We start from the raw sequence: 16880 nt of genomic DNA, 5'->3' as shown, positions 1-16880 counted from the left end.
TTTCTTGACTGTTAACCGAGCGAGCGTTCAGTCAACGATATCCGTTACAACCATAATTCAGGACAGTCAAATTGTGATCGCAGCGGGCACTATATATCTAAAAATGAAAGCGTTATCAATAGTTAACAAAGGGGCGATGGAAATGGGAAGAACGGTCATAGTAAATGGGGCACGCACACCTTTCGCAAAATTAGGTGGCGCGTTAAAAACACTGACAGCAAGCGATCTTGGCGGAATTGTCATCAATGATGCATTAAATCGTGCAGGCGTGAAAGCAGACGAAGTCGATGAAGTCATCATCGGAACAGTATTACAGGCGGGCCAAGGACAAATACCTTCCAGACAAGCAGCGATAAAAGGGGGACTTCCGTGGTCCGTGAAAACCGAAACTGTCAACAAAGTATGTGCATCGGGAATGCGCAGCGTCACACTTGGCGATCAGTTAATCCGTCTTGGAGATGAAGAAGTCATCGTTGCGGGCGGTATGGAATCCATGTCCAATGCGCCTTACTATTTACCAAAAGGCAGATTCGGATTAAAAATGGGCGACACAGAACTAGTAGACGGGATGATTTACGATGGACTGTCCTGTTCATTCTCACCCGACCGCGTTCATATGGGGACATATGGAAATTCGACGGCAGAAGAATTTTCACTGACGCGCGCTGCGCAGGACGAATGGTCGCTTCGTAGCCACGAACGTGCGCTCAAAGCAATTGACTCGGGATTGTTCGCAGATGAAATCGTCCCGGTCGAAATTCCGCAGCGTAAAGGGGATCCAGTATTAGTCGATACGGATGAAGCACCGCGCCGCGACACATCGCTCGAATCACTGGCGAAATTGCGACCGGCATTCGGCAAAGACGGCACAATAACGGCAGGAAACGCACCAGGCGTAAATGACGGAGCATGTGCACTTGTGTTGATGAATGAAGAGCGTGCGCTAAAAGAAGGAAAAACACCATTAGCAGTCATTATTGGTCACGCAGAAGTGGCTATTGAACCTGAAAATTTCCCGCAAACACCTGGGCTTGTCATTAACGCGCTGCTTAAAAAGACTGGTAGAAATCTAGAAGATATAAAACTGTTTGAAATTAATGAAGCATTTGCAGCAGTCGCTCTCGCTAGTTCACAAATTGCGGGATTGGATTCTGAAAAAGTGAATGTCAATGGCGGTGCAGTAGCACTTGGTCACCCGATCGGTGCCAGCGGAGCACGGATTATCCTAACATTGGCGCATGAACTGAAACGCCAAGGCGGTGGTATTGGCATCGCAGCAATCTGTTCGGGTGGAGGCCAAGGCGACGCAATTATGATAGAAGTAGCAAAATCGGAATGATCTGGAGGCGTTAAACAATGGAAATTAGAAAAATAATGGTCATCGGGGCGGGACAGATGGGCGGAGGCATTGCTCAAGTCTGTGCACAAGCCGGTTTTGACGTGAAACTGAATGATATAAAAGAAGAATCATATACTAGAGGGCTTGCGGTTATCACGAAGAACCTGTCCCGTAATGTCGAAAAAGGGCGCATGACGGAAGAGGAAAAATCCGCCACTCTCGGCCGCATAACGAAGTCACTCGATCTGCAAGATGCATCGGACGCTGATATTGTCATCGAAGCAGCTGTCGAAAATATGGACGTCAAAAAATCCATTTTTGCGAAGCTAGATGAAATTGCACCACAGCACGCAATTCTTGCATCCAATACATCTTCACTTCCTATTACGGAAATCGCAGCAGCGACAAAACGTCCTGAAAAAGTGATTGGCATGCACTTCATGAACCCGGTTCCGGTTATGAAACTTGTTGAAATCATTCGAGGACTTGCAACGGCTGACGAAGTATACAAAGCAGTCGAAGAGATGACGGTGAAGTTGTCTAAAACACCTGTTGAAGTGAATGACTTTCCAGGCTTTGTCGCAAACCGTATCCTGATGCCGATGATTAACGAAGCGATCTACACGCTTTATGAAGGTGTCGCAACAGAACATGCGATTGACGAAGTCATGAAACTCGGCATGAATCACCCAATGGGGCCGCTTCAACTCGCAGATTTCATTGGACTCGATACATGTCTATATATTATGGAAACGCTACACGAAGGATTTGGCGATTCGAAATACCGTCCATGTCCACTGCTTAGGAAATATGTAAAAGCAGGCTGGTTAGGGAAGAAGTCAGGCCGAGGATTCTACGTTTACGAATAACTAACGCTTACATTTAAAGGGGAAATCATAATGGATTTAACATTCACCGAAGAACAGCAGATGATGCGCGACATGGTACAGAATTTTGCGAAGACTGAAATCGAACCGTTCATTCCACGTATGGAAGCTGGGGAATTCCCACGTGAAATTTTAAAGAAAATGGGCGGGCTCGGTTTGATGGGCATTACTGTCCCAGAAGAATATGGTGGGGCGGGCATGGATTTCATCTCATATATTAGCGCCATCCATGAGCTGTCGAAAGTAAGCGCCGTTGTTGGTGTCATTCTTTCCGTTCATACATCAGTCGGTACAAACCCAATTATGTATTTCGGTAACGAGAGCCAAAAAAATCGTTACCTCCCGAAATTGGCAAGCGGCGAATACCTCGGTGCTTTCTGCCTGACAGAAGCATCATCTGGTTCTGACGCAGGCTCACTTAAAACACGTGCAGTCAAAAAAGATGATCATTATGTGCTTAACGGCTCTAAAATGTTTATTACCAACGGTGGCGAAGCGGATGTCTACATTGTATTCGCATCCACAGAACCCTCTAAAGGGACATACGGAATTTCGGCGTTCATCGTTGATAAAGACACACCTGGACTTGTAATCGGGAAAGATGAACGGAAAATGGGACTTCACGGCTCAAGAACAGTAGAGCTGTCGTTCGATCAAATGAAAGTACCGGCAGAAAATTTACTCGGTGAAGAAAACGGTGGATTCAAAATCGCAATGGCGAACCTTGACGTCGGTCGCATAGGCATCGCTGCTCAAGCACTCGGTATTGCAGAAGCTTCACTTGAAGCAGCAACAGGTTATGCAAAAGACCGTGTCCAGTTCGGCAAACCAATTGCTGCTCAGCAAGGCGTAGGATTTAAACTTGCGGATATGGCAACCGCGGTCGAAGGAGCAAAACTGCTCGTCTACCGCGCTGCACAACTCCGCGCAGAAGGTCTTCCTTGTGGAAAAGAAGCATCGATGGCCAAGCTGTTTGCTTCCAAAGCGGCAGTCGATGGGTCGATTGAAGCAGTCCAAGTATTCGGCGGCTACGGCTACACAGAAGATTACCCGGTCGAACGTTATTTCCGTGACGCAAAAGTAACGGAAATTTACGAAGGAACAAGCGAAATTCAGCGCATTGTGATTAGCAAACACCTCATGAAGTGATGTACATATTTCGCTAGAAGATGGTAGGGTGCCCGTCGAAGTTGTAGGGGTGACAGTCACCCCTACAACTTCGACACAAACACGAAAGTTCAAACAAACATGTTTGTTTGAATAAACACGAAAGTACGGGTGACTGTCACCCAAACAATATACGTAAGGTGGGAAACCAAATGAACTTTAAACTATCCGAAGAACACGAAATGATCCGTAAAATGGTACGCGACTTTGCAGAAAATGAAGTCGCACCAACAGCAGCGGAACGCGATGAAGAAGAACGCTTCGACATGGAAATCTTCAAGAAAATGGCGGAACTTGGCCTGACGGGTATTCCTTGGCCGGAAGAGTACGGCGGCATCGGCAGTGACTTCCTCGCTTACTGTATCGCTGTAGAAGAACTGTCACGCGTCTGCGCGTCGACAGGTGTCACGCTTTCTGCGCACACCTCTTTAGCGGGCTGGCCGGTATTCAACTATGGAACGGAAGAGCAGAAACAGCAATACCTTCGTCCAATGGCGGAGGGAACGAAAATGGGTGCGTATGGTCTAACGGAGCCAAGTTCTGGCTCTGATGCAGGCGGCATGCGCACAACAGCAAAACTGGACGGGGACGACTACGTCTTGAACGGTTCCAAGATTTTCATTACAAACGGCGGCATTGCTGATATTTACATCGTCTTCGCGGTCACTGATCCAGAGTCAAAACATAAAGGAACAAGTGCATTCATCGTAGAAAAAGACTTCCTAGGTTTCTCAGTCGGGAAAAAAGAGCGCAAACTAGGCATTCGTTCGTCGCCTACAACTGAAATCATGTTCGACAACTGCCGTGTACCAAAAGAAAATCTACTTGGCGAAGAAGGGCAAGGATTCATCATCGCAATGAAAACACTCGATGGAGGCCGTAATGGAATTGCTGCACAAGCGGTCGGGATTGCGCAAGGAGCACTTGACGCATCCGTCGACTATGCGAAAGAGCGCGTTCAGTTCGGTAAACCGATCGCTGCAAATCAAGGAATCGGCTTCAAACTGGCAGATATGGCGACAGCTACAGAGGCTTCAAGATTGTTGACGTATCAGGCGGCTTGGCTTGAGTCGAACAACTTGCCGTATGGTAAAGCGTCTGCAATGGCTAAGTTAATGGCTGGAGATACAGCAATGAGAGTAACGACAGATGCAGTCCAAGTATTCGGCGGCTACGGATATACAAAAGACTATCCGGTTGAGCGCTTTATGCGTGATGCAAAAATTACGCAGATATACGAAGGGACACAAGAAATTCAACGTCTCGTCATCTCCCGAATGCTGACGAAATAAGCGGGGGTGGATGATAGTGACGAAACGAGAAGTGAAATCGTCTGTCAAAGATGAAAACCTGATTGAAAAACGGCGTGAACAGATGATCCGGGGCGCGGTGAACCTTTTTAAAGAGAAAGGGTTCCACCGGGCAACCACCCGTGAAATTGCGAAAGCAGCGGGCTTCAGCATCGGAACGCTTTATGAATATATTCGTACAAAGGAAGATGTGCTTTATCTCGTCTGTGACAGTATTTATAACGAAGTGCATGACCGTCTTTCCGCCCTGCCTATCCAAGAAGGGACAGTGGATGGACTGCGAGTGGCCATTAATCAGTATTATCATTTGATTGACGATATGTCGGACGAATTTCTGGTCATGTACCAAGAATCAAAATCGCTACCAAAAGATGCATTGCAATACGTGTTGAAAAAAGAAATGGAAATGGTCGCTTTGTTTGAAAATCTTTTAGAAATGTGTGCAAAGTCGGGGGAACTGCGCATTTCAGAAGATGAAGTCGGCATCGCAGCACATCATATCGTCGTTCAAGGGCAGATGTGGGCATTTCGCAGATGGGCATTGCATAGAAGTTATACGATAGAAACCTATATACGTGTTCAAACAGACCAACTTTTTAAAGGGGTAATTGGGTAAAACGTTCATTAATGCAAAAAGGGGTGTTCCACATATGGCAACAGTTGAGATTTATAAACCGAAACACCATATTCGGTTCGTTACAGCGTCGAGTCTTTTTGATGGTCATGACGCTTCCATCAATATTATGCGCCGTATTATGCAAGCGAGCGGCGCAGAAGTAATTCACTTGGGGCATAACCGTTCTGTCGAAGAAGTCGTCAACGCGGCAATTCAGGAGGACGTCCAAGCAATTGCCATGTCTTCCTACCAAGGCGGGCATGTTGAGTACTTTAAATATATGTATGACCTTCTTCAGGAAAAAGGGGCACCGCATATCCGCATATACGCAGGCGGCGGCGGAGTCATCATCCCGAAAGAAATAAAAGAGTTGCATGACTACGGAATTACATGGATTTTCTCACCGGAGGATGGGCGTAAAATGGGCCTTCAAGGGATGATTAACCGGATGATGGAACAATGCGATTACCTCACAGCAACTGACAATGAAATGGAAACACTTGAAAAAGTGACGGCTGATCAGCCGGAAGTACTTGCGAATGTCATTACGTACGTGGAAGAAATGTATGGTAAGGACGATGCGCAAGCAACTGCAGTCGTTGAAAAAGCACGTACACTTTCTAAAAACACACCCGTTCTCGGAATTACAGGAACAGGCGGAGCGGGGAAAAGTTCGCTTACTGACGAATTAATTCGCAGATTCCTTCATGAGCTCCCTGAAAAAAGAGTGGCAATCCTATCAATTGACCCAACGAAACAAAAAACGGGCGGGGCATTACTGGGCGACCGTATCCGTATGAATGCCATCTTCAACAAACGTGTATTCATGCGAAGTCTGGCAACGCGGGGTTCTCGATCAGAACTTTCCGGAGCCATTAGAGACGTGATTGATATCGTGAAAACAGCCGGTTTCGACCTCATCGTTGTTGAAACAAGTGGAATTGGGCAAGGGGATGCAGAAATTACGGAAGTATCTGATGCTTCAATGTATGTCATGACAAGCGAATTCGGAGCGCCGACCCAACTTGAGAAGATTGACATGATTGATTTCGCAGACCTGATTGTTATCAATAAATTCGAACGTAAAGGTTCCGAAGATGCATTGCGCCAAGTGCAAAAACAGTATCAGCGCAGCCATCTCCTATGGGATAAAGAACTTGGTGAGATGCCGGTATATGGAACAATCGCAAGCCAGTTCAACGACAAAGGAACGAATTCGCTCTTTGCAGCACTCGTTTCCGTATTGAACGAGAAATGCGGCCTCGACTGGGAAACGTCTTACGGACAGTTCGTCAAAACACAAAAACAAAACGTCATCATCCCGAACGACCGTCAGCAATACTTGCGTGAAATCTCAGACACGGTCCGTGGCTACCATAAAAAATCCATTGTCCAGGAAGCCCTTGCGCGCAAATTATTCCAGCTTGAAGGGGCCATTCAGACGGTCAACGAACAAGCACCGGACGATGCACTTATCACTTCACTGCAATCTCTTGCGGATGGCATTAAAGAAGAATTGACACCAGAATCAAAACGTATTCTTGCAAACTGGGAGAAGTTGAAAGAAGCTTATGCGGGTGATGAATTCATCACAAAAGTTCGCGATAAAGAACTGCGCACCGCTTTGACCACTACTAGTCTTTCAGGATTGAAAATCCCGAAAGTCGCGTTGCCGAAATTCAAAGATTACGGAGAAATTCTTCGCTGGGTTTATAAAGAAAACGTCCCGGGATCCTATCCATATACAGCTGGCGTATTCCCATTCAAACGCGAAGGCGAAGATCCAAAACGACAATTTGCCGGAGAAGGAACGCCGGAACGAACAAATCGCCGATTCCATTATCTATCGAAAGATGACGATGCGAAACGCCTATCAACAGCATTTGACTCAGTAACATTATATGGAGAAGATCCAGATGAACGCCCAGATATTTACGGAAAAGTCGGGGAATCCGGCGTCAGCATCTGTACACTGGAAGACATGAAAAAGCTTTATGAAGGTTTCGACCTGTGTGCACCGGCAACGTCTGTTTCCATGACGATTAACGGTCCGGCTCCGATTATACTTGCGATGTTCATGAATACCGCGATCGATCAGCAAGTACGCATCAATGAGGAAAAACTTGGTCGCGCTTTGACGGTTGAAGAATTCATCGAAGTTAAAGAAGGAACGCTTCAATCAGTCCGCGGCACAGTGCAAGCAGATATCCTTAAAGAAGACCAAGGACAGAATACATGCATCTTCTCGACGGAATTCGCACTGCGTATGATGGGGGATATCCAGCAATACTTCATCGACCAAAAAGTACGTAATTATTACTCTGTGTCGATTTCGGGTTATCATATCGCGGAAGCAGGCGCAAACCCGATTTCACAACTGGCATTCACTCTGTCAAACGGTTTCACATATGTAGAATATTACTTGAGCCGTGGGATGAATATCGATGATTTCGCTCCGAACTTATCATTCTTCTTCTCGAACGGGCTTGATCCGGAATATACGGTTATCGGCCGGGTGGCGCGCCGCATTTGGGCAGTCACAATGCGTGAGAAATACGGCGCCAACGATCGTAGCCAAAAGCTGAAGTACCATGTCCAAACATCAGGACGCAGCTTGCACGCACAAGAAATTGATTTCAACGATATCCGCACAACGTTGCAGGCGCTTATGGCATTGCAAGATAACTGTAACTCGCTTCATACGAATGCCTACGACGAAGCAATTACAACACCGACGGAAGAATCAGTCCGCCGCGCGATGGCCATCCAAATGATTATTACGAAAGAACATGGCTTGTCAAAAAATGAAAATCCACTTCAAGGAGCATTCATTGTCGACGAATTAACGGACCTCGTCGAAGAAATGGTCTTGCGAGAGTTCGAAAGCCTAAACGACCGCGGCGGCGTACTCGGCTCAATGGAAACACAGTACCAACGCGGTAAAATCCAAGAAGAATCGATGCACTATGAAATGAAAAAACATTCAGGCGAGTTGCCGATCATTGGCGTGAACACGTACCTGAATCCAAATCCGCCATCTTCAGAAGACGTCGATAACATGGAAATCGCGCGTGCAACAAAAGAAGAGAAAGAAACACAAATTCTCAACCTGCGTGCATTCAAAAGTCAACATGCCAATCAAACCGAAGAAGCTCTAAAGAAACTAAAAGAAACAGCAGTATCAGGCGGCAACATTTTCGCTGAACTAATGGAAACTGTAAGAGTAGCAAGCCTCGGACAAATCACCAACGCCTTGTATGAAGTAGGCGGACAATACCGCAGGAATATGTAATAAGAAATGCGGAAGCGGCCGTTAAGATGCGACAAGCATAAGACGGACAGGCGAAGCGGCGCCCTTTGCCCGGGAAGGATGCAGCTCATTTCTTCTTAGGTGGGCTGGCTTATGACCTGAGCATCTGGCCTCATGCGACAATAAGTTGGGATGCAGTTCATTCCAACCCTGCTGCATGAACTACCTACCATAGACTTAAAATCCGTGCGAACTTCGGTTTAGCACGGATTTTCATGTCTTTTACGTATAAAAACATGTAAGTAGTAACAAAACTTTTCTTTTTAATGGATATTGGTTGTTATAACCACGTATAATAATTATAGAAGGAATGACTGGGATGAGGTGTCGGTGTGAAATTGTATCTGCATATTTTGATCCTTGCCATCCTTGCCACACTTACTTTTCTACTATATGATAAAGGTTTAGGTGCAATCCCTTTTTTACTTACTGGAGCTTATTTGATTTTTATTTGTGTGAAAGAACTTCGGCATTTCAAAAAGAGTAAAAGATTGTAGCATATTCCCGACTGCATTGTTTATAATGATAAGTATGCTTGTTTTTATAGAAAGGACGTGCGTTTATTGAATATCCGTGAAATGACAAAAGAGCAACTGATAGAAGAATCAATGATCGACATCGCTTATGCGGTTTTAGCTGAAAGAAAAGAGCCGTTAACATTGCTCCAGCTGATGGATGCAATCCGTAAACTGAATGGTATGACTGAACGAGTTATGAGAGCCAAACTGCAACAGTTCTACACGGACATGAACATCGATGGAAGATTCCTTGCCATCAATGACAACCGCTGGGGACTTCGCGAATGGTATCCGGTCGATCAAATCGAAGTGGAAACAGCTCCTGTCGTAAAAGTACGCAAGAAAAAGAAAAAGAAAAAAGTGGTACTTGATGATGAAGATATCATTGAAGACGATGAGGACGACGAGGATGAGTTGTTCGACGAAGAATTCGATGAATTAATCGATGAAGACGACGACGATGATGACGAGGACGACGACGATGAGGATGAAGAAGAGGAAGTTGTTGAGATTGAAGTAGATCTTCTTGAACCTGACGATGACCTTGAAATCATTCCGGATGATGCGGATCTTGAACTTGATGACGAAGAGGACGAAGAAGATGAGTTAGAAGAGGACGAAATCGAGGAATAATTACTTGACTTCACGCGTCCGGCACTATAAGATTTTACTGGGCTCCTTAAAAGGACAAGAACCAGTGTATATGCGCTCCTCCTGTAGAAAAACACTACAGACGGGGCGCTTTTTTCGTTGTTTATTAGAATAAAAAAGATGAATGGAGGAGTTTAACATGACAAAATATATTTTTGTAACCGGTGGTGTTGTCTCATCACTTGGTAAAGGAATCAACGCGGCATCACTTGGAAGACTTTTGAAAAGCCGGGGACTTCAAGTGACAAACCAAAAGTTCGATCCATACATTAACGTTGACCCACGAATGATGAGCCCTCTGCAGCATGGTGAAGTATTCGTTACAGAAGATGGAGCAGAAACGGATCTAGACCTCGGTCATTATGAACGCTTTATCGATATTAAATTGAACAAGTTTTCGAACGTTACGATGGGTAAAGTGTATTCATCTGTACTGAAAAAAGAACGTCGCGGTGAATATAATGGGGCGACTGTCCAAGTCATTCCCCACATTACAAATGAAATCAAAAACCTTATCAAACGCGCTGGAAAAGAAACGAACGCGGACGTAGTTATTACAGAAATTGGTGGCAGTGTCGGCGACATCGAATCCCTACCATACCTAGAAGCACTTCGTCAGATGAAAACAGATCTTGGCAAAAATGATGTCATGTACATCCATAACACACTAATTCCCTACCTTTCAGCGGCCGGTGAACTAAAAACGAAACCAACACAGCATAGCGTCAAAGAATTACGGGGTCTTGGAATCCAGCCGAATTTAATCGTTGTCCGTAGTGAACATCCAGTTCCACAGGATATGAAGGATAAAATAGCATTATTTAGTAGCATCAAACCTGAAGAGGTGATTGAGGCGCTTGATGCTGAATCGCTTTATGAAGTTCCACTAAGATTACATGAACAGAATATGGATAAAATCGTCGTTGATTTCCTAGGTCTTGAAACGATTGAACCTGATATGACGGAAATAGAAGCACTTGTAAATAAAGTGAAAAACCTTTCGAAAACAGTTCGTATTGGACTTGTCGGGAAGTATGTTGAGATGCAAGATGCTTACATTTCCGCAGTGGAAGCACTCCGTCACGCAGGTTACAGCTTCGATACAGACATCGAAATGAAGTGGATTAATTCAGAAGAAGTGACCGCACAAAATGCAGCTGAGTTTTTATCGGATGTCGACGGAATCCTCGTTCCTGCTGGGTTTGGAGAACGCGGTATTGATGGTAAAATTGAAGCGATCACATATGCACGTACAAGCGGCGTTCCATTTTTCGGAATCAGCCTAGGCATGCAATTGGCAGCAGTGGAATACGCACGCAATGTTATGGGGATTAAAAACGCCCATTCAGTTGAATTCGATAAAGACACGGAAAATCAAATCATCGAGAGTCCGCCTGAAAGCAATGGCAACCCTGAAGACTATTTCCGACTTGGCGCCTATCCATGTAAATTAAAAGAAGGAACAAAAGCGCGCGAATCTTATGGCGAAGAACTAATTTACGAACGTCACCGTAACCGCTATGAATTTAACAATGAATACCGCGAGCAATTCGAGGCGGCAGGCATGACTCTTTCAGGCATAAGCCCGAATGATCAGCTTGTTGAAATCATCGAGTTGGAAGATCACCCATTTTTCATCGGTGTTTCATTCCATCCGGAATTCGCATCACGCCCAACTCGCCCGCAACCGCTATTCCGTGAGTTCATCAAAGCGGTAATTGCAGGAAAAGAATAAAATACCCTAGCTGTAAACAGTTGGACCGATCGTACCTGCGGCTAAACCGATCATATCAAGCAGCAAACCGATCAATACAGCTGCCAGACCGATCATATCCAACTAATAAAAGCTGCAGATGCATGGGAAATCCCGCTCATCTGCAGCTTTTTTCAATCCTCTTCCGAGATCATTTCATCATAAGCGAGCTTTACAGCTTCATAAACAAACAACGCGGCAAGCGCGTGCGGTTGAACAATTCGTTCGCCATCGTCGCCAGGCAACAAACCGCGTGTAAGACCAGTTGATATATACGTATAAGCTAAATCTGCGAGTTCATTATCAACAACGGGCTTTTCAGCAGCAAGTGCAGCAAATGGGATAAAGCGTCCAGCGAGCTGCCGTGCAAGTTCGAGCGCGGGCTCATCCGCCGCAGACCTCGTTAACAGCCAAATTCGGTCGGCTGTTGTAAACTCCATATCAAACTCATAACGAACAGCGCCGCTAAGCAACTCGGCACCGTGTAATGCGGTAAAAGTAACCGCCTCCATTTCGCCGAAGCCAGCAATAATGACACGCCCTTCACCGATTACCGCTTGGGCGAGAAGCCGGGCTGTCTCTTCAATCGACTCTTCACCGTTTCCTGAGATGCGCTGAAGAAGTCCGCCGATTTGCGTTGTTAACATTTTCACAATTACCACCTCCACCTCATTATAAGAAGAGGGAGCATGGAAAGCAAAAGACAAAATCTTATTAAAAAAGAAGGGTATCCATGTTATTTGTCTAATAAGTAGTTATACAACATGGGTTTTGCGGGAAGAGGGATGGGGATTGAAAAGTCTTTTAATCGTAGATGACCAAAAAGGAATTCGGCTATTGCTGGATGAAGTGTTTCGCCGGGAAGGATTCAAAATAACCCTCGCGGCAAATGGAATGGAAGCACTTAAGGCAGTAGAGCAGGAAACTCCTGGCTGCGTCTTGCTCGATATGAAAATGCCGGGCATCGATGGTCTGGAAGTTCTAAAAAGATTAAAAATCGGTTGGCCAGAAGTCCCGGTCATCATGATGACAGCGTATGGAGAAATCGAATTGACCGAAGATGCGCTGAAAACCGGAGCCGTAAAATACTTCACGAAGCCATTCGATATTTATGAGGTCCGTGATGCAGTGATTGCGATGTTTGAAAATTGACAAAGCAGGCAGTGGTAAACACTGTCTGTTTTTGTTATGATAATAGAGGTATATAAGAGGTATTAACATTCATACTATTGATTTCAATATCCTGAGGAGGAATTCGCATGACGCTCGTTTCCATGAAAGAAATGATGATTAAAGGGAAAAAAGAAGGGTACGCAATCGGTCAGTTCAACTTGAACAACCTTGAATACACGCAGGCAATTTTGCAGGCTGCACAGGAAGAACAATCACCTGTCATTCTTGGTGTGTCTGAAGGCGCAGCACGTTATATGGGTGGTTTCACGACAGTTGTCAACATCGTGAAAGGTCTTTTACATGACTATCAGATCACCGTTCCTGTCGCAATTCATTTGGATCATGGTTCAAGCTTCGAAAAATGCAAAGAAGCGATTGACGCAGGTTTCACTTCCGTCATGATTGATGCTTCATCGAAACCGCTTGCGGAAAATATTGAAATTACGAAAAGTGTTGTTGATTACGCGCATGAACGCGGCGTTTCAGTAGAAGCGGAGTTGGGTGTCGTCGGCGGCCAGGAAGACGATATCATTGCTGACGGGGTTATCTATGCAGACCCGGCAGAATGTAAAGAACTTGTTGATAAATCAGGAATTGACTGCCTTGCACCTGCACTTGGATCGGTCCACGGCCCGTATAAAGGGGAACCGAACCTAGGATTCAAGGAGATGGAAGAAATTTCAAGCCAATCCGACTTGCCACTCGTTTTGCACGGCGGAACAGGCATCCCGACAAAAGACATTCAACGAGCTATTTCACTTGGAACTTCGAAAATTAACGTCAATACAGAAAACCAAATTCAAGGAACCAAAGCTGTCCGCGATACACTTGCGGCAGACTCTGAAGTTTACGATCCCCGTAAATTCTTGACGCCAATGCGCGATGCCATCAAAAAAACGGTTATCGGCAAAATGCGTGAATTCGGCAGTTCACAAAAAGCTTAATTATAAGACATTAAAAAAGAGGAGAAGCATCAGCACTGATGTATTCTCCTTCTTTTGAAGCTTTCGTATATGCACATTTGCTTTGCGAGCATGCAGCGATATGAATCGAGCTTTCCATATAACTATTCACAAAGCGTCCATTTACCTAAGGAGGAATTCATTCATGAAATTTTTTATCGATACAGCGAATTTTGAAGAAATCAAAGAAGCGCATAGTTGGGGCATACTATCAGGAGTAACAACAAATCCATCACTTGTTGCAAAAGAAGATGTTCCGTTCCATGATAGATTGAGAGAAATTGCAGCGCTTGTCCCTGGTTCTGTCAGTGCTGAAGTCATCGCACTTGATGCAGAAGGCATGATTGCAGAAGGACGCGAACTGGCAAAAATCGCACCAAATATTACAGTGAAATTGCCAATGACACCTGAAGGATTAAAAGCTTGTTCGGTCTTCTCACAAGAGGGCATTAAAACAAACATTACACTTATCTTCAGCGCAAATCAGGCCCTTCTTGCAGCGCGTGCAGGAGCAACATATGTTTCTCCATTCCTCGGAAGACTCGATGACATTGGACAAGATGGCATGGCTTTGGTCTCTACGATTGCTGACATCTTCTCAATCCACAATATCAAAACAGAAATCATTGTTGCATCCATTCGCAGCCCGCAACATATCACAGACGCTGCACTTAGCGGAGCGGATATTGCAACGACACCTTTCAATGTGTTGACACAACTATTCAAGCATCCACTTACAGATAAAGGAATCGAAGCGTTTCTTGCAGACTGGGAAACAAGAAAGAACAAGTAAGGCATCGAAGGAGAGTAATATGGACGTTTATAAAATAACAGGCGGCAAACCATTACAAGGGTCAATTAAGGTAAGTGGTGCTAAAAACAGTGCAGTTGCACTTATTCCTGCTTCTATTCTGGCTGATTCTCCCGTCACGATCGAAGGACTTCCGGAAATTTCTGATGTATCTACCCTTCAGGCACTGCTTGAAGATATAGGTGGGAAAGTTGAGTTTAATAAAGGAACGATGACGATTGATCCAACAGAAATGATTTCGATGCCGCTTCCAAACGGCAATGTAAAAAAACTTCGTGCATCTTATTATATGATGGGCGCAATGCTGGGCAGATTTAAAAATGCGGTTATCGGTCTGCCAGGCGGTTGTCATCTAGGGCCGAGGCCGATTGATCAGCATATTAAAGGTTTCGAAGCGCTTGGTGCAAAAGTGACCAACGAACATGGCGCCATCTATTTGCGTGCCGATGAATTACGCGGCGCAAAAATTTATTTGGACGTTATTAGTGTTGGCGCGACTATTAATATTATGCTTGCTGCAGTTCTCGCAACAGGTCGTACGACAATCGAGAATGCGGCAAAAGAACCTGAAATCATTGACGTCGCTACACTGCTGTCCAATATGGGTGCGAAAATTAAGGGCGCAGGAACGAATGTCATTCGAATAGATGGCGTGGAAAAACTCCACGGTACAAAACATACGATTATTCCCGATCGAATTGAAGCTGGCACTTTCATGATTATGGCTGCAGCAGCGGGCGATGGCATTACAATCGACAATGTCATCCCGTTCCATGTTGAGGCACTTACAGCAAAACTTCGTGAAATGGGCGTTGATATTGTTGAAGGTGAAGAACAAATTTTCATTCCGAAATCGAGAAATCTGCAGGCTGTCGATGTAAAAACGCTTGTTTATCCAGGTTTTCCGACGGATCTTCAACAACCATTTTCCGTATTGCTGACACAAGCAGCTGGACCTTCCGTCATTACGGATACGGTTTATTCGGCCAGATTTAAACAAATCGATGAACTTACAAGAATGAATGCCGATGCGCGTGTCGAAGGACGGTCAGCGATTTTGGCTGGGCCAACGCCGCTTCAAGCAGCAACGGTACGAGCATCCGACCTTCGCGCCGGGGCAGCGCTTGTTCTAGCGGGACTCATTGCAGACGGAGTGACGGAAGTACAAGAAATTCAACATATCGAGCGCGGATATGGTTCCCTCATCGAAAAACTTCAAGGAATTGGGGCGGATATCCGGAAAGTGTCGGTTTCGAAAGAAGCAATCGTGGGCGAATGAACAGCAAAGCGCAAGAAATGATTATGTTATAATTAATCAGAGTGGCAAAACTTATGGGGTTACCCATACATCAGGAGGAACACAAATGGAACGCAGTTTATCGATGGAATTAGTTCGTGTCACAGAAGCGGCGGCAGTATCAGCTTCACGCTGGATGGGTCGCGGTTTGAAAAATGAGGCGGATGACGCCGCAACAACAGCAATGCGTACGGTATTTGACACAATCCCGATGCAAGGGGTTGTTGTAATAGGTGAAGGGGAAATGGATGAAGCACCAATGCTTTATATTGGTGAAGAGCTAGGAACCGGATCAGGTCCTGAAGTGGATGTCGCTGTTGACCCGCTTGAAGGAACAAATATTGTTGCAGCAGGTGGCTGGAACGCACTCGCAGTCATTGCGATTGCGGATAAAGGGAATTTGCTACATGCACCGGATATGTATATGAACAAAATCGCTGTCGGTCCTGAAGCGGTTGGTAAAGTCGATATCGATGCATCCGTGACGGAAAACCTAATGGCTGTTGCCAAGGCTAAAAACAAAGATATCGGAGACATAGTTGCAACTGTCCTTAACAGGGAGCGTCACACAGCTATTATCGAAGAAATCCGGGCTGCAGGCGCACGTATCAAGCTTATCAATGACGGAGACGTTGCGGCAGCAATTAATACTGCCTTCGATGAAACCGGAGTGGACATTCTATTCGGACTCGGCGGAGCACCAGAAGGCGTTATCGCTGCAGTTGGACTGAAATGCCTTGGCGGTGAAATTCAAGGTCGTCTCGTACCTTCGAATGATGCAGAACGTGAGCGTTGCATCAAAATGGGCATCGATGTCGATAAAGTGCTTTACATGGACGACCTCGTTAAAGGCGACGACGCGATATTCGCTGCAACTGGTGTAACAGACGGAGAACTTCTTCGCGGCGTCCAGTTTAAAGGCGGTTATAGCGAAACACACTCATTAGTCATGCGTTCAAAGTCAGGCACAATTCGTTTTGTTGAAGGCCGACACAGCATGGAGAAAAAACCTCTGCTCGTCATGCAAGACTGATAGAGCTCATCGCCCGGTGCAAATCGGGCATCTTCGCTCGTACAGGAAGACCT

14 protein-coding genes are annotated in these 16880 nt (G+C 45.5%); 13 read left to right on the top strand and 1 reads right to left on the bottom strand.

What is annotated here, in order from left to right; all coding sequences use genetic code 11:
* The first annotated feature begins 142 nt into the window (after window positions 1-142).
* The 8 genes from MKZ11_RS01420 (at window position 143) to MKZ11_RS01385 (ending at window position 11533) form a co-directional block, all read left to right on the top strand.
* The gene (locus tag MKZ11_RS01420) at window positions 143-1339 is read left to right on the top strand and encodes an acetyl-CoA C-acetyltransferase (RefSeq protein WP_340796882.1); all 1197 of its coding nucleotides are present in this window, start codon (window positions 143-145) and stop codon (window positions 1337-1339) included.
* A 17-nt stretch (window positions 1340-1356) separates the two neighbouring features.
* A complete protein-coding gene (locus MKZ11_RS01415) occupies window positions 1357-2208 on the top strand; it encodes a 3-hydroxybutyryl-CoA dehydrogenase (RefSeq protein ID WP_340792284.1) in 852 nt (283 codons plus the stop codon).
* A gap of 30 nt (window positions 2209-2238) precedes the next feature.
* Window positions 2239-3375 carry an acyl-CoA dehydrogenase gene (locus MKZ11_RS01410; RefSeq protein WP_340792283.1) on the top strand — a complete coding sequence of 379 codons (1137 nt, stop codon included), beginning with the start codon at window positions 2239-2241 and terminating at the stop codon, window positions 3373-3375.
* A gap of 170 nt (window positions 3376-3545) precedes the next feature.
* Entirely contained in the window at window positions 3546-4685 is a 1140-nt protein-coding gene (locus MKZ11_RS01405; protein ID WP_340792282.1) for an acyl-CoA dehydrogenase, read from the top strand.
* Between the two features lie 13 nt (window positions 4686-4698).
* A complete protein-coding gene (locus MKZ11_RS01400) occupies window positions 4699-5319 on the top strand; it encodes a TetR/AcrR family transcriptional regulator (protein WP_340796881.1) in 621 nt (206 codons plus the stop codon).
* Window positions 5320-5353: 34 nt separating this feature from the next.
* Window positions 5354-8611: a fused isobutyryl-CoA mutase/GTPase IcmF gene (icmF, locus tag MKZ11_RS01395; RefSeq protein WP_340792281.1), complete on the top strand. Its 3258-nt coding sequence runs from the start codon at window positions 5354-5356 to the stop codon at window positions 8609-8611.
* Between the two features lie 572 nt (window positions 8612-9183).
* A complete protein-coding gene (gene rpoE / locus MKZ11_RS01390) occupies window positions 9184-9780 on the top strand; it encodes a DNA-directed RNA polymerase subunit delta (RefSeq protein WP_340792280.1) in 597 nt (198 codons plus the stop codon).
* Window positions 9781-9937: 157 nt separating this feature from the next.
* Window positions 9938-11533, top strand: a complete 1596-nt coding sequence (locus tag MKZ11_RS01385; RefSeq protein ID WP_340792279.1) for a CTP synthase — start codon at window positions 9938-9940, stop codon at window positions 11531-11533.
* Window positions 11534-11685: 152 nt separating this feature from the next.
* On the opposite strand, the gene MKZ11_RS01380 is transcribed toward MKZ11_RS01385, so the two are convergent.
* Window positions 11686-12198: a DUF2529 family protein gene (locus MKZ11_RS01380; protein WP_340796880.1), complete on the bottom strand. Its 513-nt coding sequence runs from the start codon at window positions 12196-12198 to the stop codon at window positions 11686-11688.
* Between the two features lie 145 nt (window positions 12199-12343).
* Here MKZ11_RS01380 and MKZ11_RS01375 point away from each other — a divergent pair, with 145 nt between their 5' ends.
* From MKZ11_RS01375 to glpX, 5 genes are all read left to right on the top strand, one after another.
* A complete protein-coding gene (locus tag MKZ11_RS01375) occupies window positions 12344-12703 on the top strand; it encodes a response regulator (protein WP_340792278.1) in 360 nt (119 codons plus the stop codon).
* Window positions 12704-12810: 107 nt separating this feature from the next.
* Window positions 12811-13668 (top strand): class II fructose-bisphosphate aldolase, encoded by an 858-nt coding sequence (locus tag MKZ11_RS01370; RefSeq protein WP_340792277.1) that lies wholly within the window; start codon window positions 12811-12813, stop codon window positions 13666-13668.
* A 163-nt stretch (window positions 13669-13831) separates the two neighbouring features.
* The gene (gene fsa / locus MKZ11_RS01365; protein WP_340792276.1) at window positions 13832-14479 is read left to right on the top strand and encodes a fructose-6-phosphate aldolase; all 648 of its coding nucleotides are present in this window, start codon (window positions 13832-13834) and stop codon (window positions 14477-14479) included.
* Between the two features lie 19 nt (window positions 14480-14498).
* Window positions 14499-15776, top strand: coding sequence for a UDP-N-acetylglucosamine 1-carboxyvinyltransferase (locus tag MKZ11_RS01360; RefSeq protein ID WP_340792275.1), 1278 nt, complete (start codon window positions 14499-14501; stop codon window positions 15774-15776).
* Between the two features lie 85 nt (window positions 15777-15861).
* Window positions 15862-16827, top strand: coding sequence for a class II fructose-bisphosphatase (gene glpX, locus MKZ11_RS01355; protein WP_340792274.1), 966 nt, complete (start codon window positions 15862-15864; stop codon window positions 16825-16827).
* The last annotated feature ends 53 nt before the right edge of the window (window positions 16828-16880 follow it).

Origin of the sequence: Sporosarcina sp. FSL K6-1508, from assembly GCF_038007465.1 — a bacterium.
In the GTDB taxonomy this organism is placed as follows: domain Bacteria; phylum Bacillota; class Bacilli; order Bacillales_A; family Planococcaceae; genus Sporosarcina; species Sporosarcina psychrophila_B.
The sequence above is the reverse complement of the archived record's forward strand: the minus strand, read 5'-3'. Positions and strand labels throughout refer to the sequence as shown.